This is a genomic window from Kitasatospora sp. NPDC038210 (assembly GCF_055600605.1).
This window is the reverse complement of sequence record NZ_JBVJYK010000046.1, coordinates 16,183-36,323: the sequence shown is the minus strand read 5'-3', so window position 1 is coordinate 36,323 and position 20,141 is coordinate 16,183. Positions and strand designations below refer to the sequence as shown.

Sequence of the window (20,141 nt, the reverse complement as noted above, 5' to 3'; positions counted from 1 at the left end):
CGCACCCGCACCAGCCACTTCACAGCACTTCGCCCCGCCGACCAACCGGTCGGCGGGGCGAAGTGATCAGGACCCGCATTAACCAACAGCGTCCGTCCCCCGGAGCGGGCCCTTCGCGTTCCCCCGACACCCCCCGACACCTCGTCCTGCACGTCCCCCCGAGGTGTTGTTCTGGAAGTGAGAATAACCTGTGGCGCGCGGTGACGGTAGTCCCGTAGCGTCCGGGGCATGAGCAGCAGACTGCATGACGTGGCACGGGTGAACGAGGAGATCGCCGGACGGGGGGACTACCGGACGGCCGGCGGCGAACTGGTGCGGGTGGGCGAGCAGTTGACGGCGGCCCGGGCCGGCACGGTGTCGTACGCGCCGCAGGCGCTGGACGCGCTGGTGGCGGCGGGCGAGCCGGGGCCGGGGCCGCGCGGGAGCGTCGAGGTGACGGCCGAGGGGAGCGTCCAGGCCGCCGGGCGGCTGGTCGCGTCCGGGGCCGGGCCGGTCGGGGTGCTGAACTTCGCCTCCGCGCGCAACCCCGGCGGCGGGTACCTGCGCGGTGCCCGCGCCCAGGAGGAGGACCTGTGCCGCAGTGCGCTGCTGTACAGCTGCCTGCTGGAGGCGCCGGACTACTACGAGGCGCACCGGGCCTCGACCGACCTCCGGTACAGCCACCGGGTGATCGTCTCGCCCGACGTGCCGGTGATCCGGGACGGGCGCGGCGAGCTGTTGGCGCAGCCGTTCCCGGTCACCTTCCTGACCTCGCCCGCGCCCAACGCCGGGCAGCTGGAACGGCGTTCGGCCGGCACGGACGTGCGGGGGGTGCTCGCCGAGCGGGCCGTGCGGGTGCTCGCGGCGGCGGCCCGGCACGAGCTGCGCACCCTGGTGCTCGGCGCCTGGGGCTGCGGGGTGTTCGGCAACGACCCGGCCCAGGTCGCCGAGGCCTTCGAGGGTGCGCTGGCGCGGTACGGGGCGGCCTTCGACCGGGTGGTGTTCGCGGTCTGGGACCGCTCGCCGGTCTCGGTGAACCGGGCGGCCTTCGAGGCCCGGTTCGGCGCGGCGAGCCGGGCGTAGCCGGGCCTGAGCGGGCCGGGCCCGGGGCCGAGGCCGAAAGCCGGCCCCGCCGGTCCTAGCGGGTCCTGCGGTTGCGGGCGGAGAGCGCCGTCGCGGCCGTGGAGGCCGCCGCGACCACGCCGGTGACGGCGAAGACGGACGGCCAGGCGCCGATCCGCTTCGCCAACGGGTGCGAGCCGCCGAACGCCGCCACGTACAGGCCGGTCAGCGCGGCCGCGGTGCCCGGGCCGGAGCTGCGGCGCCACTGCGCGGCGGCACCGGCGCCGGCCACCGCCAGCACGGCGCCGCCCAGCTCGCGCCGGCCGGTCCAGCGGGCGACGCCGTAGCCGCCGACCAGGCCGCTCGCCGCGGTCAGCGCTGCGGGCGCTGCGGCCGCGAGCACGTTCGGGACCTTCGCCATCGTCGACTCCACTCCTCGGGGCTGTGTCGGAATCCGACCATAACCCGACCGGACCGGCGATCCACCGGTGGCTCCGGCGGCGGACCGGACGGGCTACGCGGCAGGTGCCGGGCGGCTGCCGGACGGCTACGGGGCAGGTACCGGGCCCTACCGGAAGGCTTCCGCGGTGGAGTGCCCCGGGGCGGTGCGGGCGAGCCACTGCGCCGCCTCCGCCGGGTCGAGCACCCGCTCCAGCCGGAGGTCGCCCGGGACCTCCTGGATGAAGCGCCCGGCGGACCAGCTGCGCTCGTACGGCTGTGGCTCCAGCACCAGGGTGCGCACGCCGTCCAGCAGCGGGATGTCGCTCGGGGTGCCCTCGTTCCAGAGCCAGGAGCCGTCCGGGGCGACCAGGTTGAAGGCGCCGGTCGCGATCGGCTTGCGGTGGTCCAGGAAGGCCGTCCGGGCCAGCGCCACCACCTCCGGGTCCTGCGGGGCGCCGGGGAGGTGGCCGCCGCCGATCAGCACGTCGGCGAGCAGGGTGTGCAGCTGGAAGGTGTCGCCCAGGCCGCTCATCCGCAGCAGGTAGCCGGTGCCGGTGGGGCGGTCGAGCACCAGCAGCGGCTCGTCGTCCAGCATCAGCGCGAGGTAGGCGAGGCCCTTGAAGTCGTGCTGCTCGCCCTCGTGCCGGGCGAACAGGTCCACCAGCACCCCGGTCACGCCCGAGGCGCGGGCCTCGGCCCGGACCGGGGCGTGCGCGTAAACCGCCCAGGACGCCTGTTGCCACAGGTGCAGCGTCCACCAGCCGACCACGGCCAGGTGGGCGTGCCACTCGTCCAGGACGGCGGGGTCGGCGATCCGCTCGTGCGCCGCGGCCGGATCGTCCTCCTCCGGGTCCGGCAGCGGGCCGCCGCCGGTCCCGGCCCACCGCCGCGCCAGCAGCTGCGCGCCGGTCAGCGCCCCGCGCAGGCCGGCCAGCACCGGGCCGGCGCAGGCGACCGGGTCGGCGCCGTGCTCGACGCAGGCGCCCACCACCATCGCCAGGTGCGAGCGGGGGAACGGCGGGGCGTCCGGCAGCAGCGCGGCCAGCCGGGGACCGGCAACCGCCCGCTCGTCCGGTGCGGCCGCGCCGAACAGGCCGCCGACCGTGCCGAGGACGGGGCCGAAGCGCTCGTCGTCCCCGGCGGCGACCACCGCCTCCAGGTCGGCCACGGCGTCGAGGAAGGCGGGCTGCTGACGGTGCGACGGTATCTGCTCGGTGGACATTCGCCGCAGCATAGGCGGCGGAGCCGGTCCGGTCGAAACGCCCACGGGCCCGGGCCGGGTGACGGATACTCGCGCCGTGACCGCATCGCGTGTTTCCCCTGGTGCTCCTGAGGCGACGAGTACCGCCGTGACCGCCGAGCCGGCCCTGAAGGTGGCACCGCTCGAACTCTTCCTGGACCTCGTCTTCGTCTTCACCATCACCCAGCTCACCGGCAGCCTGGTCCACCACCTCACCCCCGGCGGGTTCGCCCAGGTGCTGGTGATGCTGGGCGTGATCTGGTGGATGTACGACGCCTTCATATGGCTGACCAACGCCATGCCGCCGCGCACCCACGGCCGGCGCGGGCTGCTGATGCTGGCGATGGGCGCCTTCCTGGTCATCTCGCTGTCCGTCCCGCACGCCTTCGAGGGCGGCGGCGCGGCGTTCGGCTGGGCGTACCTGGTGGTGGTCGCCCTGCACACCGGGATGTTCGTCGCCGCCGGGGTCACCCCCGCCGCGGTGCTGCGGATGGGCGCGAGCAACCTGGTCGTCGGCGCCCTGGTGGTGGCCGGCGGCTACCTCGCCGGGACGGTCCAACTCGGCTTCTGGACGGCCGCCTTCGCGATGCAGTTCGTGACCCCGTGGGCGGCCGGGCTGCCCGAGTTCCGGCTGCGCGCCGACCACTTCGTGGAGCGGCACGGGCTGATCGTGATCATCGCCTTCGGCGAGTCGGTGATCGCGATCGGCGTCGGCGCCGGGACGGCCGACCTCGGGCCCGCGCTGATCGCCGTCGCGCTGCTCAGCCTGACCGTCTGCGTCGCGCTCTGGTGGGCGTACTTCGGGCACGACGACGACGCCCGCGCCGAGCACCGGATGGCCGCGCTGCCCTCCGCCGAGCGCAACCGGGCGGCCGTCTCGGTCTTCTACCTGGGCCACTTCGGGCTGCTGCTCGGCGTGCTGCTGTTCGCCGCCGGGGTCAAGTCCGCGGTCGGCCACCCGGTCGCCGCGATCACCCTGCCGCAGGCGGCCGCGCTGGCCGGAGGGATCACCCTGTACCTGGTGGTCAACACGGCCGTGCGCGCCTTCCTCCGCCTGGGCCCCAACCTGCCCCGGCTGCTCGGCGCGGTGCTGGTCGCGGCCACCGTCCCGCTGGGCACCCGGGTGTCGGCGCTCGTCCAGGTCGGCGTGGTGGCGGCGGTGCTGGCCGCGGTCGTCGGCTACGAGGCCTGTCGGTACCCGGTGGCAGACTTCGACCGTGACTGACTCCGCGATCACCGACGGCAGCTACCTCGTCCGCAACGTCGGCGCCGGCCTGCTGCTGCAGGTCGCCGACGCCTCCCGGCGCAGCGGCGCCCGGATCGTGCTGGGCACCGACGACGGCACCGACGCCCAGCTCTGGCGGCTCACCGCCGTGCACCCGGGCGGCGCGCTCTACCACCTGGAGAACGCCGGCAGCGGCAAGCGACTCGACGTTACCGGAGCCTCCCCGGACGACGGCGTCCCGATCCAGCAGTGGGGCGCCAACGCCTTCGGCGCCCAGGAGTGGCTGCTGGAGGCCCACGTGGACGCCCCCGGGACGTACACCGTCACCAGCTTCATCAGCGGCAAGCCGCTGACCGCGCCGCAGACCCCGGACGGCGTCGTCCACCAGTGGGAGGACGTCGACGAACCGACCCAGTGGTGGCGCTTCGAGCGCCGGCCGTAGGGCCCGCCGTCGAGCCCCCGCCCGGGCCGGGGGCGCCGGTCAGGCCGACAGGTTGGTGCGGACGGCGTCCAGTTCGGCGTCGGTGACGCCGTGGTGGTGGAGGTAGGCGGGGATCGAGCCGTGGTGGGTGTCGATCCAGGCGAGGGAGGAGGCGATGAGTTCGGCGCCGACCGGGCGGGAGAGGCGTTCGGCTCCGGCCTCGTCGACGTACGGGACGGGGCCCTTGTCGAGGCCGAGGCCGATGTTGGAGAGCAGGAAGTCGGCGGTGATGTCGGCCTCGGGGGCGCCCAGCAGGGACTGCAGGACGGCGATGGTGAGGCCGGTGCGGTCCTTGCCGACGGCGCAGTGGACGACTGCGGCCAGCGACTCCGGCGCGGCGAGGCGGCGGACGACGGCGGCGAGCGAGGCGCCGGCCGTTCCGGCCATGAAGGGGTAGAGGGCGGCCTGGTCCTCCGGCCAGGGCCGGTCGACGTCGCCGCGATCGGCGGGCAGGGTCGGCAGGTTGAGGGTCTCGTGGTCGAGGCCGTGCCGCTGGTCCGGCCAGGTCTCCAGCTCGAACCGGCTGCGCAGGTCGAACACCGTCCGCAGGCCGAGGGCCTTGAGCCGCCGGGCGCCCTCCTCGGTGAGCGTGTGGAAGGAGCCGGAGCGGTAGAGCACGCCCCGGCGGAGGGCGCCGATGCCGCCCGCGTCACGGAAGTTGCGCACACCGGGGATGTCGATGAAGGCGTCGGTCATGGCTTCCACCGTAAGGGCGGGGGCAGGCGCGCGGAAGGAAACCGGAGGGGGCCGTTCGGTGGCGGGCCGACGCTGTCCGAAAGCGGCCCCCGGGTGGTGCGGGTTCCGGCTCCGGGGGCCGGAACCCGTCGTCAGCGGCCGCCCGAGACCTCCAGGAACGCGCCCGTGGTGTAGGAGGCGGCGGGGGAGAGCAGGAAGAGGATCGCCTCGGCGACCTCCTCCGGCTGCCCGCCGCGCCGCATCGGGAGGTCCGGGGCGACCCGGTCGACCCGGCCGGGCTCGCCGCCGAGCGCGTGGATGTCGGTGTGGATCAGTCCGGGCCGCACCGCGTTGACCCGGATCCCCTCGGCGGCGACCTCCAGGGCGAGGCCGCGGGTCATCGAGTCCACCGCGCCCTTGGCGGCCGCGTAGTCGACGTACTCGTTCGGCGAGCCGAGCCTGGAGGCGGCCGAGGAGACGTTGACGACGGCGCCGCCGCGCCCGCCGTGCCGGGTGGACATCCGGCGGACGGCGTGGGCCGCGCACAGGAACGGGCCGGTGATGTTGGCGGCCCAGATCCGGTTCAGCCGGTCCTCGTCGATCTCCTCCAGCCGGCACTGCTTCTCCAGCGTGCCGGCGTTGTTCACCAGGCCGGTGAGCAGGCCGAGTTCGGCGTCCACGGTGGCGAACAGCCGTTCCACCTCGGTGGTCCGGCTGACGTCGGCGCGCACCGCGAGGGCGGTGCCGCCCTCGGCGCGGATCGCGTCCACGACGGAGGCCGCCGAGGCCTCGTCCGTCCGGTAGTTGACGCAGACGCGGTAGCCGCGGCGGGCGGCCAGCAGGGCGGTGGCGGCGCCGATGCCGCGCCCGGCGCCGGTGACGAGCAGGACTTCGTCGGTGGTGGTGGTCGACACGGTCCGTACGCTACCCGCGCGACCGGCCCGGCACGCCTGCCGCGGCGGCCCGCAGTGCGGCGATCTTCGGTGCACGGCTCTTCGGCGAGTCGAGGCTGAAGCCGCGGGCGTCGCCGAGGTCGTCGCGGACGAACGCCTCGGTGCGGGCCACCGCCTCGCGCAGGGCGTCGTCGAGCGGGACGAAGGGCAGCAGGACGATCTCGGCCCGCTCGGTGTCGTACTCCCAGAGCCCGACGATCCGGCCGCGGTCGAGCACGACGTGGGTCTGCGGGTCGGCCTCGGAGCCGAAGGTGCGGCCGGCCCGGCCGGCGGGCAGCGGGCGGGCGGCGTCGGCGGGGTCGAGCAGCCGGGGCAGGTCGCGGTGCAGCAGGTGGATGCCGTCGATGCCGGCCAGCAGGGTGTAGTGCGGTGCGCTCGGTGCCCTGAACCCGGTGAACTCGTCGGCGAGTTCGGGCGGGATCAGGAGTTCCGAGCCGGGCGTGAGCGGGACCGCGCCCGCCTCGGCGACGGCCCGCCGGGCGGTGGCGGCGGTGAAGCCGGAGAACCAGCGGAAGTGTTTGACGGTGGCCGGGCCGGCCCAGGAGAAGTAGCGGTGGGCGAGGTCGACGGCGTTCCCCGCGACCGGCTGGTCCCAGCCGACGTAGCCGTAGCGCTGCTGGTCCAGGCGGCCGTTGACGGGCACCCGGCGGATCCGGCCGCGCGACTGCATCAGCCCGAGGGCGAGCGGCAGGGTGGTGGCGAGTCCGCGCTTCTTGCCCGCCTCGCCGAGCGGGCGGACCGCGTCCCCGACCGACTCCCGGATCGTGGTCGGGTCCAGCGGCTCCTCGTGCGACAGCACCCGCTCGATGGCCAGGCAGAGCTTCTCCACCTCGTCCCGGCCGACCCCCAGGTGCTTCTCCGCCGCGGCCAGTTCACCCACCGGCGCGGCGGCGCCGCAGGCCAGGCCGAGCGCGAAGTCGGAGCCGGGCAGCACGTACGTGCAGCCGCGGGCGGACGGCAGCTCGTGCACCTCCAGCCGGGCCACCGCCTCGTCCACCGCCGCCCGGCGGAGCCCGGCCCGGGCGAACAGTCCCAGGTACGGCGCCGCGCCGCCCACCGAGCGGGCCCAGCCGGTGGCGGCCAGCACCTCGGCGGCGGACGCACCGGTGTGCGGGCGGTCCAGCCACTGGCGGTGCGACCACCAGGCCCGCAGCTTCTCGACGCCGCCGGCTGCCACCGCTTCCACGTGGGGATCGTGCTCCATGGGGCCAGTATCGGCGGGCGGGCGGGCCCCGGACCGGAATTCGCTCGCCCGGCGCGGCCCGTTCCGGAGAGGATGCCCGTACCCGTCCGCGGCCGGTCCGCGACGCGTCCGTGGGCCGACCGCCCGTCCGCAGCCCGACCGTACGCCTCCCGGGAGGAGACCACCCGTGCCCGCAACCACCCCCGGGACCGTCCTGCTCTCCGGCATCGTCGGCTCCACCGCGTACGGCTTCGCCCACGCCGGCTCCGACCTGGACCGGCTGGGCCTGTTCGCCACGCCCACCGAGGAGTTGCACGGCCTGCACCGCCCCGCCGAGTCGCACGTCAGCACCGCGCCCGACCTCACCCTGCACGAGGCCGCCAAGTGGTGCCGGCTCGCGCTGACCTGCAACCCGACCGCCTCCGAACTGGTCTGGCTGCCCGACGACCTGTACGAGACCCGCACCCCGCTCGGTGCGGAACTCGTCGGCATCCGTACGAGCTTCCTCAGCGCACCCGCCGTGCGGAGGGCCTATCTCGGCTACGCCGACCAGCAGTTCCGCAAGCTGCTGACCCGCGACACCACCGACCCGGCCACTCGCCGCCGGGCCGCCAAGCACGCCCGGCACCTGGTCCGGCTGGTCGAGCAGGCCGTCCGGCTGCACCGGAGCGGCCGCAACCTGATCCGGCTGCCCGACCCCGAACGGATCCGCGAACTCGGCGAACGCATCGCCGACCGCCCCGCCGTCGCCGAGAGCCTGCTCGCGGACGCCGCCGACCGGCTGGCCGGCCCCGGTGTCCTCCCGGCCGCCCCCGACCCGCGCCCGGCCGAGGCGTGGCTCCGCCGTGTCCGCGCGGCCCACTACACGCCGCCTCAAGGACCGCTGCACACCGACGGCGCGTCCGTGCAATCCACTGGCGGAGCCGTGGGCCCCACCGGGTAGGATCGCCGTGGCTCTCCCCACCGGGCACCACCGGGAGCAAGGGCCGCGGGGCACTAGCTCAATTGGCAGAGCTGCGGACTTTTAATCCGTAGGTTCAGGGTTCGAGCCCCTGGTGCCCCACCAGATCCGTCACGGCCGCCCCGGCGAGGTCCCGGAGGCGGCGGATCCCGCCCGCCGCGGCCGTGCGCCGCGGCCGCCGTGCGCCCCGCCGCGGCGGAGCGGCCGGACGCCCCACCCCCTCCCCCCGGTCGACGCCCTGCGGCGCCGGCCGACGCCGTGCGCGCCTCCGGCGGCATCCGGACATCCCCGCAGAGCCCCGCGCCGCCGCGCCCGCCCGCCGCCCCGCGGGGACGGCGGCTGCGTCGCGGTGCCCCACGGAAGCGGCGGGAGAGCGGCAGCGCCCGACGGGGGCCGACGGGCGCACGGAACGGGCCCGGCGGGAAACCCGCGGGGACCGGGGAGAAACCGGCGGAGAAACGCCGGGAAGCGGCTGCGGGATTCCGTCCGGGCACCCGTCGATATTGTCGGGAACACCGTCGATCTTCCCTCGCCATTGACGGCCGATAACGAAGGAAAAACGTGGCTGGATAACTTCGCTGCACGAATCACGGATCTCCAGGAGGGCTCGGGGATGATCAACTCGGTAGTGATCGTCGGCGGCGGAACCGCAGGCTGGATGAGTGCCACCTACCTGAAGGCGGCATTCGGCGACCGGCTCGACGTGACGCTGGTGGAATCGGACCGCGTCGCCACCATCGGCGTCGGTGAGGCGACCTTCAGCACCGTCCGGCACTTCTTCGACTATCTCGGCCTGGACGAGCGGGACTGGATGCCGCACTGCTCCGGCTCCTACAAGCTCGGCATCCGCTTCGAGAACTGGCGCGAGGTCGGGCACCACTTCTACCACCCGTTCGAGCGGCTGCGGACCTCCGACGGGTTCAACGTCGCCGACTGGTGGCTGCAGCTCGGCGACCGCAGCGAGTCCTTCGACCGCAGCTGCTACATCACGCCGTACCTGTGCGAGGCGAGACGCTCGCCGAGACTGATGGACGGGTCGCTGTTCGCCGGCGGCCTGGACGGTTCGCTCGGCCGTTCCACCCTGGAGGAGCAGCGCGCCCAGTTCCCGTACGCCTACCACTTCGACGCCGGCCTGCTGGCCCGGTTCCTCACCGACTACGGCACCCGGCGCGGGGTGCGGCACGTGGTGGACGACGTGGTGGACGTGGCACGGGACGAGCGCGGCTGGATCAGCCACGTCACCACCCGCGGGCACGGCGAGGTCGCGGGCGACCTGTTCATCGACTGCACCGGCTTCCGCGGCCTGCTGATCAACGAGACGATGGAGGAGCCGTTCGTCTCCTTCCAGGACGTCCTGCCGAACAACCGGGCCGTCGCGCTGCGGGTGCCGCTGGACGAGGAGCAGCGCAAGGACATGCGTCCGTACACCACGGCCTCGGCCATGGAGGCGGGCTGGATCTGGACGATCCCGCTGTTCGGGCGCAACGGCACGGGCTACGTCTACTCCGACGAGTTCACCAGCCCGGAGGAGGCGGAGCGCACGCTGCGCGAGTTCGCCGCTCCCGGCCGGGACGACCTGGAGGCCAACCACATCCGGATGCGGATCGGCCGCAACGAGCGCTCCTGGGTGAACAACTGCGTGGCGATCGGCCTGTCCAGCGCCTTCGTGGAGCCGCTGGAGTCGACCGGCATCTTCTTCATCCAGCACGGCATCGAGCAGCTGGTGAAGCACTTCCCGGACGAGCGCTGGGACCCGGCGCTGGCCGCGGACTACAACAAGCGCGTCGCCAACGTGCTGGACGGCGTGAAGGAGTTCCTCGTCCTGCACTACTGGGCGGCCCGCCGTGACGACACGCCGTACTGGAAGGAGACCAAGGTCCGCCCGCTCCCGGACGGCCTGGCCGAGCGACTGGAGGTCGCCGCCTCGCACCTGCTCGACGAGCAGACCATCTACCAGGCCTACCACGGCTTCGAGCACTACTCCTGGAACACCATGCTGCTCGGGCTGGGGCACGAGCCCCGGACGGCCCGGCCGGCGCTCGCGCACATCGACCCGGCCGCGGCCCGCGCCGAGCTGGCCCGGATCAAGGCCGACGCGGACCGCCTCGTCGCCGCCCTGCCGAGCTGCCACGAGTACCTCGCGTCGATCAACTGACCCGCACCCGCCGGGGGTGCACCGAGCCCCCGGCCCGACGGGTCCCCACCCCCGCGGACCCGTCGGGCCGGGCCCCGTCGGCGCACGGACGGCGATCGGCGACGGTCGCCGTCCCCCGCTGCCCGGCGGTGCCCCCGGCAGTGCTCGGCGACCATCCGCACCGCTCCCAGAAGGCGAGAACGCATGGCCAGCCCGCCCGCGTCGAGCCAGGCCCCGGCCGGCAGACGCTTCGTGGACCGCGCCGGTCCGCAGCCCCGCTCCGCAAGACAGCCGTCCACCGCCGGGCACGTGCCGGCGGACGACTACCGGGGGCTCATGAGCCGTTTCCCGACCGGCGTCGCGGTGGTCACCACCACCGACCCGGTCGGCCGTCCCCGCGGGCTCACCTGCTCCTCGCTGAGCAGCGTGACCACCGCGCCGCCCGTCCTGTCCGTCTGTCTGAAGGCCCCCAGCAGCACGCTGGACGCCCTGGTCGCGCGACAGGCCTTCGCCGTCAACCTCCTGCACACCGGGGGGCAGGCCGCCGCCCGGGTGTTCACGACCGCGGTGGCCGAGCGCTTCGCGCACGTCGACTGGCGGCCGTCGCCCGTCCTCGGCCTGCCCTGGCTCACCGGGGACGCGCTGGCGCTGGCCGGCTGCCGGGTGCGGCAGCTGATCGAGGTCGGCGATCACGTCCTGGTCCTCGGCGAGGTCGTCGAGGTGCACCGAGCGGGCGGGGTCCCGCTGCTGTACGGGCTGCGCCGGTTCGCCGACTGGCCCGCCGCGGAGCAGGACGCCGAGGTTCCGGCCGCGGTCGGCGCCCGGGGGGTGGCGGCGCCGTGACCACGGCGGAGAGGCCCGCGCCCGAGGGGCCGGTCCGTCGTGGGGTGCCGCCGCGGCGCCCGCGGGAGGGGGCCGTCCGGCAGGCGGTGGTCCGCTGGGTCCCCGGGCTGGTCGTCCTGGTGACGGCCCTCGTGCTGTGGGGGCCGAGCCTGGCGGACACCGCGCGCCGGGCCGACCGGGTCGACCCGATCGCCCGCTTCCTGCTGGCGGTCGCGGTGGTCGTGCTGCTCAGCCATCTGCTGGGGTCGCTGATGGTCCGACTGCGTCAGCCCCCGGTGGTGGGCGAGGTCCTCGGCGGGTTGCTGCTCGGTCCGTCCGCACTGGGCTGGATCTGGCCGTCCGGGCAGGCCTGGATCTTCTCCCCCGAGGTGCGCGGCGGGCTCGATCTCGCGGCGCAGCTCGGGCTGTCCGTCTTCGTCTTCCTGCTCGGGTGCGAGCTGCGGGAGGTGCGGCTGCGCGGGCCGGTGGTGGCCGCGGTCGGCGGCGGGATGGGCCTGCCCTTCCTGGCCGGCGGCGCGATCGCGCTGGCGGCGCCGGACGTGCTGGCCGGGTCGGCCGGGAACGGCTGGGGCTACCCGGCGTTCTTCGGGCTGGCCCTGTCGGTGACCGCGCTGCCGGTCCTGGCCCGGACCCTGGTCGACCTGAGGATGGACCGCACGCCGCTCGGCGGCTACGCGCTGACCACGGCGGCGCTCGGTGACGGGGTGGCCTGGCTGGCGCTCACCGGCATCCTGGCGGCCTCGGCGGGCGGTGGCAGCGGGAAGCTCGTCTCCACCATGGGGCTGACCCTGGCGCTGGTCGCCGTCACCGTGCTGTGGGTGCGGCCCGCGCTCGCCGCGCTGATCCGGCGCTCGGAGCGGCGGAGCTCGCCCGAACGGCTGCTGCTGCCCGTCCTGCTGACCGGAGCGCTCGGCTACGCGGGGCTGACCCAGCTGATCGGGCTGCACCCGGCGGTCGGCGCCTTCCTGTTCGGAACGGTGGTGCCGCACCAGTCGAGCGTGATCGAGCGGATGCAGCAGCACTTCCAGGGCTTCACCCTGGCCGTGCTGCTGCCGGTGTTCTTCGCCGGTGTCGGCCTGAAGGTTTCGATCGGCTCGCTCGGGCGGGACGGCGGGCACTGGCTGGTTCTCGTCGTCGTCGTGCTGGCGGCCTGCGTGACCAAGCTGGTCGGTGCGGGCGGAGCAGCCCGGCTGGCCGGTTTGGACCGGGCGGACGCGATGCGTTTCGGGGCGTTGATGAACTGTCGCGGAGTGACCGAGATCGTCCTCGCCGGGATCGGTTGGCAGGCACATCTGATCAGTACCGCGGGGCTCACCGTCCTGGTGCTGATGGCGCTGCTCACGACGGCGATGACCGGTCCGTTGGTCCTCGCCGTCCGTTCGGCTCCCGGCGGCTGATGCCGCCGGAGCACTCCGGCCCCGGCCGGCTCCGGCGGATTCCCCCACCGCCGGAGCCGGCCGGAACTCCTTCGGACGGCGCCGGTCCACTTCCCGGTGCTATCCGCGGGGCCCGCGGGAATGGGGCGCACCGGTCGGTTTGTTTCTTCGTTCCGTTCCGGCGTTCCGGGCGAATTGACGGGGGGCCGCCCGCGGGCGCGGGCGAGTTCCGGCCGTGAATGATGCGGACGCAAGCCAGGCGTGATTTGTGAATCAATCAAGTATCCTCGGTCGCGCTGCGGCACCTGGCGTGAGACCAACGGGGGTACAGATGGTCGATGCGGCTGAACGGGATATTGGCCTCGATTTCGGCATTCTCGGGCCATTGTCGGTTACATATCAAAGTCGGCCGGTGGTGATAGGTGGGGCGCGTCAGCGCACCATCATGGCGATGCTCGTGCTGGCCTGGGGAAAGGAGGTGTCGGTCGACAGCCTCGTCGAGGCGGTCTGGGAAGGTCAGCCGCCCTCCACCGCGAGGACCCAGGTGGCGATCTGCGTCGCCGCACTGCGCAAGGCGTTCCGGGCGGTCGAGTGCCCGCGCGAGGTCATCCTCACCGCGCATCCCGGCTACCGGCTGCAGGCACAGGGCAACACCCTGGACTCCGTGCACTTCGACCGCCTGCTGAGCGAGGCCGCGCAGGCGCGCCGGGAGGAGCGCAACGAGGACGCGGCCGGCCTCTACCGGCTGGCGCTGGACGTCTGGCGCGGCCCGGCGCTGGCCGGGGTGACCGGCCGTCGGGTCGAGGGCGCGGCCGTCGCCCTGGAGGAGCAGCGGCTGATGGTCTACGAGGAGCTCACCGGGCTGGAGCTCGCGCTCGGCCGGCACCAGGAGCTGATCCCCCGGCTGGCCGCCGTGATGCGGGACAACCCGCTGCGCGAACAGCTGCGCTACAACCTGATGCTCGCCCAGTACCGGGCCGGGCGCAGGGCCGAGGCGACCGAGACGTTCCGGGACGGGCGCCAGCAGTTCGTCGAGGAGCTCGGCCTGGAGCCGGGCCCGGTGATCCAGCGGCTGCACGACGCGATCCTGCGCGACGATCCCGAGCTGATGCTGCTCGGCTCCCCGCGGGAGACGGTCGCCGCGCCCGCGCTGTCGGTCGAGGACTACGTCGTCCCGGAGGTCGAGGCGGCCGACGACTCGCCCCGCCGCGCGCTGGGCGGACTGCCGCCGCCGGTTTCGGCCTTCGTCGGCCGTGAATCCGAACTCGCCTCCCTGGACCTCCTGTTGGAGGACGAATCCAGGGGCGGGGGGCCGGCCCGCGGCTTCGTCACCGGATTCCCGGGGGTCGGCAAGACCGGTCTCGCCCTGTTCTGGGCGCACCGGGTGACCGAGCAGTTCCCCGACGGCCAGCTCTACGCGGACCTGTTCGGCTACGACGAGCACCGGTCCCCGGCCGAACCCGGGGACGTGCTGAATCGTTTCCTCCGATCCCTCCGAGTGCCCGGTGAACGGATCCCCACCGCCCACGACGACCGGGTGTCGCTGTACCGGGCGATCCTCGCCGAGCGCCGCGTCCTGGTCATCCTGGACAACGCCCACTCCTTCAACCAGATCCGCGACCTGCTGCCCGACGGCGGCCGCTCCTGCGTCGTGGTCACCAGCCGGGAGGACCAGCAGGACCACCTCGCGGTCGGCCACAGCAGGGTCCGGCTGCGGCTCGACCCGCTGCCGGAGCCGGACGCCCTGGCACTGCTCGGCATGATCGCCGGAGCGGACCGGGTCACCGACGACCCGGACGGTGCGCGCCGGCTCGTCCGGCTCTGCGACCGCACGCCGCTGGCCCTGCGCATCGCCGCGGCCCGGCTGGCCTCGAAGCCGCACTGGAACGTACGGCACCTGGCCGCCCGGCTCGCCAACGAGTGCTGGCGGCTGGACGAGCTGACCGCCGGGGACCTGGAGGTCCGGGTGAGCTTCGGCCTCAGCTACCGCGACCTGCCGGCGGACGTGGCCCGGATGTACCGGCGGCTCGGGCTGCTGGCGGTGCCCGACTTCACCGCCTGGGTCGGCGGCGCCCTGCTCGACCTGCCGCCGACGCAGGCCGAGAACCTGATCGAGCACCTGGTCGACGCGCAACTGCTGGAGGCGGCCGGCACGGACGCCACCGGCGCGCTGCGCTACCGCTTCCAGACCCTGCTGCGGCTGTACGCGCGCGAGCGGGCCGAGCTGGAGGAGCAGGAGGCCGAGCGGCGGGAGGCGGTGACCCGGGTCCTGGAGACCTGGCTCGCCCTGGCCGAGGAGGCCCACCGGCGCGAGTACGGCGGCGACTTCTCGGTGGTGCACGGCTCGGCGGAGCGCCGCCCGCTGGACCGCGCCCACACCGACGAGCTGCTGGAGGACCCGCTGCAGTGGTTCGAGACGGAGCGCGAGTCGCTGGTCGCCTCGGTGCTCCAGGCCTGTGAGCTGTCCCTGGACGAACTGGCCTGGGACCTCACCGCCTCCTCGGTGGTGCTGTTCGAGATCCGCAACCACCACGAGAACTGGCGGCTCACCTGCGAGCGCTCCCTGGAGGTGGCGCGGCGGGCCGGGAACGAGCTCGGCGAGGCCGTGATGTGCCACGAGCTCGCCGCCGTCGAGATGTTCCAGGAGCGCTTCCACGAGGCGCAGGACTGGTGCGAGAACGCGGTGCGGCTGTTCGCGCGGATCGGCCACCGCTACGGCCACGCGCTGGCGCTGCGCAACATGGTGATCATCGACCGGATCCACGGCGACCGGCGGCAGGCGATGGAGCGCCTGCAGGAAGCCCGGGAGGTGTTCCGGGAGGTCGGCGACGCCTCCGCGCTCGCCCACACCCTGGGCCAGATGTCGGTGATCGAGCGGGAGCAGGGCGCGCTGGACTCCTCGCTGCGGCTGGCCGTCGAGGCCGTCGGCGTCTTCGACCGGATCGGCCGGACCAGGGGCGCGGCGCAGGCCGTCAACCGGTTGGCCGGCGCGTACCTGGCGCTCGACCGGTTCGACGAGGCCGAGGACAACTTCCGGCGGGTGCTGCAGATCGTCCGGGAGAAGCACGACCGGCGCGGCGAGACGCACGCCCTGCTCGGACTGGGCGAGGCGCAGCTGCGCTCCGGCCGGCCGTACGAGGCCCTGGCGACGCTGCAGACCGGGCTCGGGGTGGCGCAGCGGATCGACGTCCCGCTGCTCAACGCCCGGCTCAGCCTGGGGCTCGGGGAGGTGCTGCGGCGGCTGGGGCGTTTCGACGAGGCGTTCCGGCGGCTGGTCAGCGCCCGGGACGGCTTCGAGGCCCTGAAGTCGCCGCGGCTGGTCGAGCAGGCCGAGCAGCACCTGGCCGAGCTGATCGAGGCGATGGAGGACCTCCCGGGGGAGGAGGGCCCGCGGGAGGTGACGGGCGTCCCCGACCTGGTGTGCCCCCGCTGGAGGTGACGGGGCTGCAGGACCGGTCGGGTATCGCTTGAGAACCGGACAAGAACGTATCGATAAGAGCTTGAAGTGGCGACTGCATAGCCTCGTTTCAGAAGCGAGGGAAACCCATTCTTGAGGAGATGCGGCAGTGCGCTACGTCCGACTCGTGAACACGTTCCGGCCGGCTCTGGTTGTGCTCGGCATGACTGCCACCCTGTCCCTCGGACTGATGGCGTCCGTGGGCGGGCCCGCCGCCGCCCAGGTCCGCGCCGGTGGCCCGATCGTGTCGGCCCCCCTCCCGATCGACGGCCCCGGCAGCGAGGAGTGGAACTGACCGGGTGCACGGGGGAACGCCACAACGCCGTCGGCCGTCACGGGGACATCCCGTGACGGCCGACGGCGTTCCGGCGTGTGCGGTGGGGGTCGCGCGGCCGGTGCGGTGCGGTGGGGCGCTGTGGGGGCGGCGCGGGGGCCGGAGGGGCCCGGAGCGGGCGAGGGCCGCCCCCCGGCGGGCCTCAGCGGGCGGTGCTCACAGGGCGATGCCGCCGTCGATCCGGAGGACCTCGCCGGTGAGGTAGGCGGCACGCGGCGACACCAGGAAGGCGACCAGGTCGGCCACTTCGTGCGCGGTGCCGAAGCGCCCCATCGGGATCCGGCGCAGCAGCTCCTGCTCCCGCTTCGTCGACAGGCCGGCGCTCATGTCGGTCGCGATCAGCCCGGGCGCCACGGCGTTGACCCGGACGCCGTGCGGGCCGACCTCCTTGGCCAGGGCCTTGGTCAGGCCGACCAGGCCAGCCTTGGAGGCGGCGTAGTTGGCCTGGGTGGCGTTCCCGGTGAGCCCCACGACGGAGGACAGGGTGACGATGGCGCCGCGGCCGCGCTTGATCATCGGGAGCAGGGCCGGCCGGCAGACGTTGAACGTGCCGTCCAGGTTGGTGCGCAGCACGGTGTCCCACTCGGCGCCGCTCATCAGGGCCGCCGGGCGGTCCCGCAGCACGCCGGCCGAGGCGACCAGGGCGTCCAGCGGGCCGAGGTCCGCGGTCACCTCGGCGACGAACTCCTCCGCCGCCGCCCGGTCGGCGACGTCGAGCCGGCGGGTCAGCACCCGGGCGCCGAGGGCGCGGGCCAGGTCGGCGGTCCGTTCCGCGGCGGTCTCGTCGCTGCGGTAGCAGAACGCGATGTCGTGGCCGTCCTGGGCGAGGCGTTCGACCACGGCCCGGCCGATGCCGCGGGAGCCTCCGGTGACCAGGGCGATCGGCCGGGGCACGGGCTGTTCCGCCGCCGGCGGCGGTACGGGGACGGACGGGGCGGTCATGGTCTCTCCTCGGGGTCGCGCGGTCGGGTCGATGGGGTCGGGTCGATGGGATCGGGAGGCAGTGGGGCAATGGGATCGGCCGGGCCGGCCGGGGAGGCCGACCCGGCCGGGTCGGGCGGGGTGGTGGTGCCGCCCGGCGTCGGCCGCGGGCGGGCCGGTCAGGCGGCGGCGGGGTGCTCCAGCCGGAGCAGGGTGCAGCCGACCGTCCCCGCCGGGCTGACCGAGGTGACCAGGGCCAGCGCTCCGTCCGGCTGGGGCTGCGTGCGGGCCAGCGAGAGGACGGCGGCGAGCTGGAACCCGGCGGAGGCCGCGCCGGTGTCGCCGAGCAGCCGCCGGACGCGCAGCCGGACCGGAGCCGTTCCGGCGGTTCCGGCCGTTCCGAGCGCGCGGTCCAGCCCGGCCTCCTCCTGCGCGCCGAGCGGGCCCGGTGCCTCGCCGGGCGCGATCACCCGGACGTCGGCGGCGGTGGCGCCGGCGGCGGCGAGCACCTCGGTGACGGCGCGGGCCAGGGTGGCCCCCACCGTCCCGGGGGCGTGGAAGGCGAGGAAGCGCGAGCCGAGCACGGTGGCCAGCGGCTGCCTCCCGGCCGCGCGCGCCCCGGCCGCGGTCTCGGTGAGGAACACCGCGCAGCCCTCGCCCAGCGGGCCGGGCGCTCCGCCGCCCCCGGCGCCGCCGCCGTGCCACTCCAGCCGGGCCCGCTGCGCCGAGTACTCCTCGACGGCGCCGCAGAGGAAGACCCGGCCGTGGCCCTGGCGGTGCATCCGGACCGCGTAGTTGAGCGCCAGCAGCGAGGTGAGGGACCCGCCGCTGATGGTGGTGTTCGGGCCCTTCAGCCCGTAGCGGATGGCGCCGGCCCCGGTCGCCCGGTTCTGCACGGTGTTGGGGAAGAGCGCCGGGTCCACGTCGTAGGGCCGCTCGCCGGCCTGGGAGGCCCGGGAGAAGTCCATGATGCTCTGGACACTGGTGGCACCGATGCCCAGGACCAGCCCGATGTCCTCGGGGTCGGCGCCGAGTTCACCGTCGTACTGGTCGAGCAGCAGGCCGACGGTGGCGAGCGCGATGCCGGTGGAGCGGTCCAGGGCGCGGGTGCCCTTGCGGCCGAGCACGCCCGCGACGGTGAAGTCGGGGATCAGACCGGCCGTGTCGTACGGGCCGTCCCAGTGCTCCCGGTCCAGCGGCGCGGTCGCCGCGTGGCCGGCCGTCAGCCCCTCGGTGAAGGCCCCGGCGCCGAGGCCGAAGGGGGAGGCGGCCGACCAGCCCGACAGCACGATCGGCCGGTCCGGCGGGGAATCGGTGGTCACGTGAGAGCTCCTGATCGTCGGGGTGCCGTCAGGCGGCGGCGGGCGCCGCACCCAGCAGCAGGACGGCGTTGTTGCCGCCGAAGGCCAGTGCGTTGTTCTGCACCACGCGCAGGTCGGCCGGCCGGGCCACGTTCGGCACCACGTCCAGGCCGATCTCCGGATCGGTCTCGACGTGGTTGATGGTGGGCGGGATGAAGCGCTCGGTGAGGGCGATGGCGCAGGCCGCGGCGGCGATCGCGCTCGCGGCGCCCATCGAGTGCCCGATCATCGACTTGATCGAGACGGTGGCGGGCGGCCGTTCGCCGAAGACCCGCCGGATCGCGCGGGACTCGGTGATGTCGTTGGCCTTGGTGCCGGTGCCGTGCGCGCTGATGAAGTCGACCTGGTCCGGGCTCACCCCCGCGTTGCGCTGGGCGATCCGGATGCACCGGGCGATGCTGTCCTCGTCCGGGGCGACGGGGTGCTGGGCGTCGCAGGTCAGGCCGTAACCGAGCACCTCGGCGTAGATCCGGGCGCCGCGGGCGAGCGCGGAGTCCAGCGACTCCATCAGCAGGATGCCGGCGCCCTCGCCGGTGAGGATGCCCTGGCGGTTCACGTCGAACGGCCGGCAGACCTCGGGCGCGATCGTGCCCAGGCGGTAGAAGCCCGCGAAGGTCTTGCGGCAGAGCGCGTCGGCGCCGCCGCACAGGGCCAGGTCGGCGTCCCCGAGCCGGATCGCGTCGTAGCCGTAGCCGACCGCGTAGTTGCCGGCGGCGCACGCGGTCGGGACGGTCGCGGCCTCGACGTCGACCAGCCCGAGCTCCCGGACGATCCCGGCGGAGAGCTGCTCGTTGCCGACGCGGCGCGCCAGCACCGGGTCGACCTGCTCCGGGCCCTCCGCGATCTGCCGGCCGACCAGCGCGTCGAGGTCGCGGGTCTCGCCGTCGGTGGTGCCGACGGCGACCACGGTCCGGGCGGCCAGCAGCCTCTCGTGGTCGAGCCCGGAGTCCTCGAAGGCCATCCGGGCGGCGGCGGCCGAGAACTGCGAGGCCCGGCCGAGGTCCTCGGGGCGGACGGTGCGCAGGTGCTCGGCCGGGTCGAAGTCGGTGATCTCGCCGGCGTTGGCGTACTCGAAGCCCGCGGTGTCGAACGCGGTGATGGGCTTGACGCCGCTCGCCCCGGCCCGCAGGCCGGAGGCGAACGCGTCGACGCCGATCCCGATGGCGGAGACCAGGCCGAGGCCGGTCAGCACCACTCTGCGCCCCCGGGTCGGGTCGACGGTGGTCACCGGGACTCGGCGTCGGCGACGACGGCGTAGACACCGGCCAGGTTGGTCATCCGCTCCAGTTCCTCCTGCGCCAGCTCGATGTGGAGGTCGCGCTCCAGCGTGGCGAGGATGGTCAGGCCGGCCAGCGAGTCGGCCTCGTGCTGCTCGACGAAGTCGTCGTCCTCGCCCAGCTCCGCCGGCTCGACCTCCAGCACGTCGCAGACGATCGACTTGACCAGGGCCTTGCGCTCGGCGTCCAGGATGCCGGTGACTTCGGTGTCGGACATGGTGTCCCTCGATTCTTCGGT

The 20,141-nt window shown here is 74.4% G+C and carries 18 protein-coding genes and 1 tRNA gene; 10 read left to right on the top strand and 9 right to left on the bottom strand.

Annotation, left to right across the window (positions count from 1 at the left end; all coding sequences use genetic code 11):
- The first annotated feature begins 228 nt into the window (after nucleotides 1-228).
- On the top strand, nucleotides 229-1,062 hold the full coding sequence (locus ACZ7KX_RS40895) for a TIGR02452 family protein (protein ID WP_470331023.1): 834 nt from the start codon (nucleotides 229-231) through the stop codon (nucleotides 1,060-1,062).
- Nucleotides 1,063-1,117: 55 nt separating this feature from the next.
- On the opposite strand, the gene ACZ7KX_RS40890 is transcribed toward ACZ7KX_RS40895, so the two are convergent.
- Nucleotides 1,118-1,462, bottom strand: a complete 345-nt coding sequence (locus tag ACZ7KX_RS40890; protein WP_350526327.1) for a hypothetical protein — start codon at nucleotides 1,460-1,462, stop codon at nucleotides 1,118-1,120.
- A gap of 147 nt (nucleotides 1,463-1,609) precedes the next feature.
- A complete protein-coding gene (locus tag ACZ7KX_RS40885; protein ID WP_470331022.1) occupies nucleotides 1,610-2,704 on the bottom strand; it encodes a hypothetical protein in 1,095 nt (364 codons plus the stop codon).
- Between the two features lie 127 nt (nucleotides 2,705-2,831).
- Between ACZ7KX_RS40885 and ACZ7KX_RS40880 the strand changes: the two genes are divergently transcribed.
- On the top strand, nucleotides 2,832-3,947 hold the full coding sequence (locus tag ACZ7KX_RS40880) for a low temperature requirement protein A (RefSeq protein WP_470331021.1): 1,116 nt from the start codon (nucleotides 2,832-2,834) through the stop codon (nucleotides 3,945-3,947).
- The gene (locus ACZ7KX_RS40875; protein WP_470331020.1) at nucleotides 3,940-4,389 is read left to right on the top strand and encodes an RICIN domain-containing protein; all 450 of its coding nucleotides are present in this window, start codon (nucleotides 3,940-3,942) and stop codon (nucleotides 4,387-4,389) included. Before ACZ7KX_RS40880 ends, ACZ7KX_RS40875 begins: the two co-directional genes overlap by 8 nt.
- Nucleotides 4,390-4,428: 39 nt before the next feature.
- On the opposite strand, the gene ACZ7KX_RS40870 is transcribed toward ACZ7KX_RS40875, so the two are convergent.
- The 3 genes from ACZ7KX_RS40870 to ACZ7KX_RS40860 all read right to left on the bottom strand — a co-directional run bounded on the left by ACZ7KX_RS40870 (nucleotide 4,429) and on the right by ACZ7KX_RS40860 (nucleotide 7,260).
- Nucleotides 4,429-5,124, bottom strand: coding sequence for a tyrosine-protein phosphatase (locus ACZ7KX_RS40870; protein WP_470331019.1), 696 nt, complete (start codon nucleotides 5,122-5,124; stop codon nucleotides 4,429-4,431).
- Between the two features lie 131 nt (nucleotides 5,125-5,255).
- The gene (locus tag ACZ7KX_RS40865) at nucleotides 5,256-6,017 is read right to left on the bottom strand and encodes an SDR family oxidoreductase (protein ID WP_470331018.1); all 762 of its coding nucleotides are present in this window, start codon (nucleotides 6,015-6,017) and stop codon (nucleotides 5,256-5,258) included.
- Between the two features lie 10 nt (nucleotides 6,018-6,027).
- Complete coding sequence (locus tag ACZ7KX_RS40860) at nucleotides 6,028-7,260, bottom strand: DNA glycosylase AlkZ-like family protein (protein ID WP_470331017.1); 1,233 nt, start codon at nucleotides 7,258-7,260, stop codon at nucleotides 6,028-6,030.
- 166 nt (nucleotides 7,261-7,426) lie between these two features.
- On the opposite strand from ACZ7KX_RS40860, the gene ACZ7KX_RS40855 reads away from it, so the two are divergent.
- The 7 genes from ACZ7KX_RS40855 to ACZ7KX_RS40825 all read left to right on the top strand — a co-directional run bounded on the left by ACZ7KX_RS40855 (nucleotide 7,427) and on the right by ACZ7KX_RS40825 (nucleotide 16,305).
- On the top strand, nucleotides 7,427-8,182 hold the full coding sequence (locus tag ACZ7KX_RS40855) for a nucleotidyltransferase domain-containing protein (RefSeq protein WP_470331016.1): 756 nt from the start codon (nucleotides 7,427-7,429) through the stop codon (nucleotides 8,180-8,182).
- A 47-nt stretch (nucleotides 8,183-8,229) separates the two neighbouring features.
- Nucleotides 8,230-8,305: transfer RNA gene (locus tag ACZ7KX_RS40850), tRNA-Lys, on the top strand.
- Between the two features lie 508 nt (nucleotides 8,306-8,813).
- Nucleotides 8,814-10,355, top strand: a complete 1,542-nt coding sequence (locus tag ACZ7KX_RS40845; protein WP_470331015.1) for a tryptophan halogenase family protein — start codon at nucleotides 8,814-8,816, stop codon at nucleotides 10,353-10,355.
- Nucleotides 10,356-10,538: 183 nt separating this feature from the next.
- Nucleotides 10,539-11,177: a flavin reductase family protein gene (locus ACZ7KX_RS40840; protein ID WP_470331014.1), complete on the top strand. Its 639-nt coding sequence runs from the start codon at nucleotides 10,539-10,541 to the stop codon at nucleotides 11,175-11,177.
- Nucleotides 11,174-12,574, top strand: coding sequence for a cation:proton antiporter (locus ACZ7KX_RS40835; protein ID WP_470331013.1), 1,401 nt, complete (start codon nucleotides 11,174-11,176; stop codon nucleotides 12,572-12,574). The genes ACZ7KX_RS40840 and ACZ7KX_RS40835 overlap by 4 nt, the downstream gene beginning before the upstream one ends.
- A 424-nt stretch (nucleotides 12,575-12,998) precedes the next feature.
- Nucleotides 12,999-15,992 carry an AfsR/SARP family transcriptional regulator gene (locus ACZ7KX_RS40830; RefSeq protein ID WP_470331012.1) on the top strand — a complete coding sequence of 998 codons (2,994 nt, stop codon included), beginning with the start codon at nucleotides 12,999-13,001 and terminating at the stop codon, nucleotides 15,990-15,992.
- 181 nt (nucleotides 15,993-16,173) lie between these two features.
- The gene (locus ACZ7KX_RS40825; protein WP_350526339.1) at nucleotides 16,174-16,305 is read left to right on the top strand and encodes a hypothetical protein; all 132 of its coding nucleotides are present in this window, start codon (nucleotides 16,174-16,176) and stop codon (nucleotides 16,303-16,305) included.
- Nucleotides 16,306-16,500: 195 nt separating this feature from the next.
- Here the strand turns inward: ACZ7KX_RS40825 and fabG are convergent, their stop codons facing one another.
- The 4 genes from fabG to ACZ7KX_RS40805 all read right to left on the bottom strand — a co-directional run bounded on the left by fabG (nucleotide 16,501) and on the right by ACZ7KX_RS40805 (nucleotide 20,120).
- Nucleotides 16,501-17,286, bottom strand: a complete 786-nt coding sequence (gene fabG, locus ACZ7KX_RS40820) for a 3-oxoacyl-ACP reductase FabG (RefSeq protein WP_470331011.1) — start codon at nucleotides 17,284-17,286, stop codon at nucleotides 16,501-16,503.
- 158 nt (nucleotides 17,287-17,444) lie between these two features.
- Complete coding sequence (locus tag ACZ7KX_RS40815) at nucleotides 17,445-18,587, bottom strand: beta-ketoacyl synthase N-terminal-like domain-containing protein (RefSeq protein WP_470331010.1); 1,143 nt, start codon at nucleotides 18,585-18,587, stop codon at nucleotides 17,445-17,447.
- Between the two features lie 28 nt (nucleotides 18,588-18,615).
- Nucleotides 18,616-19,854 carry a beta-ketoacyl-[acyl-carrier-protein] synthase family protein gene (locus ACZ7KX_RS40810; protein ID WP_470331009.1) on the bottom strand — a complete coding sequence of 413 codons (1,239 nt, stop codon included), beginning with the start codon at nucleotides 19,852-19,854 and terminating at the stop codon, nucleotides 18,616-18,618.
- Nucleotides 19,851-20,120 carry an acyl carrier protein gene (locus tag ACZ7KX_RS40805; RefSeq protein ID WP_350526343.1) on the bottom strand — a complete coding sequence of 90 codons (270 nt, stop codon included), beginning with the start codon at nucleotides 20,118-20,120 and terminating at the stop codon, nucleotides 19,851-19,853. Before ACZ7KX_RS40805 ends, ACZ7KX_RS40810 begins: the two co-directional genes overlap by 4 nt.
- Between the last annotated feature and the right edge of the window lie 21 nt (nucleotides 20,121-20,141).

Excerpts from the sequence above, each read along its gene's own strand:
- ACZ7KX_RS40870 (WP_470331019.1), bottom strand. The coding sequence starts at position 5,124 with ATGACCGACGCCTTCATCGACATCCCCGGTGTGCGCAACTTCCGTGAC.
- ACZ7KX_RS40885 (WP_470331022.1), bottom strand. The coding sequence starts at position 2,704 with ATGTCCACCGAGCAGATACCGTCGCACCGTCAGCAGCCCGCCTTCCTC.
- ACZ7KX_RS40845 (WP_470331015.1), top strand. The coding sequence starts at position 8,814 with ATGATCAACTCGGTAGTGATCGTCGGCGGCGGAACCGCAGGCTGGATG.
- ACZ7KX_RS40890 (WP_350526327.1), bottom strand. The coding sequence starts at position 1,462 with ATGGCGAAGGTCCCGAACGTGCTCGCGGCCGCAGCGCCCGCAGCGCTG.
- ACZ7KX_RS40860 (WP_470331017.1), bottom strand. The coding sequence starts at position 7,260 with ATGGAGCACGATCCCCACGTGGAAGCGGTGGCAGCCGGCGGCGTCGAG.
- fabG (WP_470331011.1), bottom strand. The coding sequence starts at position 17,286 with ATGACCGCCCCGTCCGTCCCCGTACCGCCGCCGGCGGCGGAACAGCCC.
- ACZ7KX_RS40895 (WP_470331023.1), top strand. The coding sequence starts at position 229 with ATGAGCAGCAGACTGCATGACGTGGCACGGGTGAACGAGGAGATCGCC.
- ACZ7KX_RS40825 (WP_350526339.1), top strand. The coding sequence starts at position 16,174 with ATGACTGCCACCCTGTCCCTCGGACTGATGGCGTCCGTGGGCGGGCCC.
- ACZ7KX_RS40840 (WP_470331014.1), top strand. The coding sequence starts at position 10,539 with ATGGCCAGCCCGCCCGCGTCGAGCCAGGCCCCGGCCGGCAGACGCTTC.
- ACZ7KX_RS40805 (WP_350526343.1), bottom strand. The coding sequence starts at position 20,120 with ATGTCCGACACCGAAGTCACCGGCATCCTGGACGCCGAGCGCAAGGCC.
- ACZ7KX_RS40830 (WP_470331012.1), top strand. The coding sequence starts at position 12,999 with ATGGCGATGCTCGTGCTGGCCTGGGGAAAGGAGGTGTCGGTCGACAGC.